Origin of the sequence: Bradyrhizobium sp. ORS 375 (assembly GCF_000239775.1) — a bacterium.
GTDB lineage: Bacteria > Pseudomonadota > Alphaproteobacteria > Rhizobiales > Xanthobacteraceae > Bradyrhizobium.
The window spans coordinates 1-1,973 of the sequence record NZ_CAFI01000384.1; the positions used below are offsets into that span (position 1 = coordinate 1).

Consider the following 1,973-nt stretch of genomic DNA (forward strand, 5'->3'; position numbering starts at 1 on the left):
CGGTGTGAATTGCGATCTACTCTCGCCTTACCCTCGCAAACAAATGCATCATCGAAGCCCCATGAGTAAGTGGAATCGAACTCATCACTTGCTCTGCCCGCGCGGCCGCCCCTCACCCCAGCCCTCTCCCCCGTGAAGAACGGGGAGAGGGAGCGCAGCGTGCTCGTGGCGAGATTGCTGCATTTCGCGCGGACCTCGGTCACGCGCGGCGGGCTGTTGTCGCTTGCACGCACCGGACGGAGTCATGCTACCGTCGGTTCATCAAAGCCGAGCCCGCCATGTCCGACCGCACCACCCATTGGCAGACCGTGTACACCACCAAGGCCGAGACCGAGGTGAGCTGGTATCAGGACCAGCCGGCGACGTCGCTGCGGCTGATCCGCGAGGCGGGCGCTGGGCCCTCCTCGCGCATCATCGATATCGGCGGCGGCGCCTCGCGGCTGGTCGATGCGCTGCTGGCAGCGGGCTATGGCGCGCTCACGGTGCTGGACATTTCCGAAGCGGCACTGGCGGCGGCGCGTGCCCGGATCGGCGCGGCCGCGGCTGCCGTCGACTGGATCACGGCTGATGTGACACGCTGGACGCCGCCAGCGCGCTACGACATCTGGCACGATCGCGCCGCGTTTCACTTTCTCACCGACGCCGATGATCGCGCCGCCTATGTCGCGCGGCTGCGCAGCGCCGTCGTGCCGGGCGGCGCCGTGATCATCGGCACGTTTGCGCTGGATGGTCCGGAGACATGCAGCGGGCTGCCGGTCGTGCGTTACGACGCAGCGAGCCTCGCCGCGACGCTCGGTCCCGCCTTCGAACTGCAGGACGCCTGCACCGAGGCGCATGGCACGCCCTGGGGCTCGGTGCAGCAATTCCAGTTCTGCCGCTTCCGCGCCTGTTAGTCAGCCGCACAGCGGTGGACCGTCGGCGACGACGAGGATCTCCAACCCGCGCTCGTCCTGGCCCGCGACATCCTCGACGTCGAGATTGGCGAGCTTGCCCTCCGGCGGCACCCGCCACGGGATCGGCCGCGGCGGCAGCAGCGCCAGGCGCTGCGCATCGGCGACAGCGCGGCGGGCGATCTTCAACGAGCGGCAGACCAGCACCGGCTGCTCGTCGGTGCCGACCTCGAAACCCGAGCCGATCGCCTTGATGCGATACAATGCCATCTCCACCACTCCCATCCGGCCAGCAACCAGAACCCCGCGCGCCTTGTTCCTGGCGAGTGTGGCAGGTCTAGTGTCGGCCAATGGCGGACGGCAAAAATGGTCAACGGATCCCTAATGCGCTCGCTGCGCTGGTCGCAGTTGCGTTCCGGAGCGGGACAGGACGCGCTCTCCGCTGCATCCTGGGAGAGAGAAATCCACAGGCGCGCACAGCCGCGAGCGAATGACATGGCGTGGTGTCGCTTCGCTCCCCGCCGCTCCTCCGAGCTCAATAATCGCGGAACTCGTCTTCCTCGTTGATCAGCTGGCCGATCGACTTGGCCTGCTTGCGCGCCGGGATCGAGCTCGTGACATCCGGCTCGCGCTGGCCGTAGCCGTAGCGGCGCTGCTGCGCGCGCGCGGCGACGGCCTCGCCGGATTGCGCCGCCGGCTGGCAGATCAGGCGGCGGCTGGCGCGGCGCATCAGGTCCACATGGATGTGGTCGTAGTGATAGACGTTGGATCCCGGCGCGAGCACCGTGGTGAACTGCTGGCACGCCCCACCCTGGATGTCGCGCAGAAAGCCCTGCTCCTCCGGCAGGCCGATCCAGCCATCCTTGACGGTGATGCGGCGGCCGTCGGCGAGCATGAAGGCGGAGATGTCGAGCGCATTGCCGAAGGCGTGCTCGGAGATGTGTGCGCTCGGATTGCCGTTCATGCCGCGGCAGGAATAGGCGGAGATCTGCTTGATCTCGACGACCTTGGTGCCGAACCAGCGCTGCGCGGCCGGCTGCACCGACTCCGCAATCCAGCGGTCGAGCGCGGATACGATCGGAC

At 67.7% G+C, this 1,973-nt stretch carries 3 protein-coding genes; 1 reads left to right on the top strand and 2 read right to left on the bottom strand.

Features of this window, described 5'->3' with window-relative positions:
* Window positions 1–278: 278 nt before the first annotated feature.
* The gene (locus tag BRAO375_RS26185; RefSeq protein ID WP_009030458.1) at window positions 279–893 is read left to right on the top strand and encodes a class I SAM-dependent methyltransferase; all 615 of its coding nucleotides are present in this window, start codon (window positions 279–281) and stop codon (window positions 891–893) included.
* On the opposite strand, the gene BRAO375_RS26190 is transcribed toward BRAO375_RS26185, so the two are convergent.
* Together BRAO375_RS26190 and BRAO375_RS26195 are read right to left on the bottom strand one after the other, a co-directional pair.
* Window positions 894–1,160: a hypothetical protein gene (locus BRAO375_RS26190; RefSeq protein ID WP_035642296.1), complete on the bottom strand. Its 267-nt coding sequence runs from the start codon at window positions 1,158–1,160 to the stop codon at window positions 894–896.
* Window positions 1,161–1,425: 265 nt separating this feature from the next.
* Window positions 1,426–1,973: extensin-like domain-containing protein (locus BRAO375_RS26195; RefSeq protein WP_035642294.1), on the bottom strand; the 548-nt coding region annotated here is incomplete at its 5' end.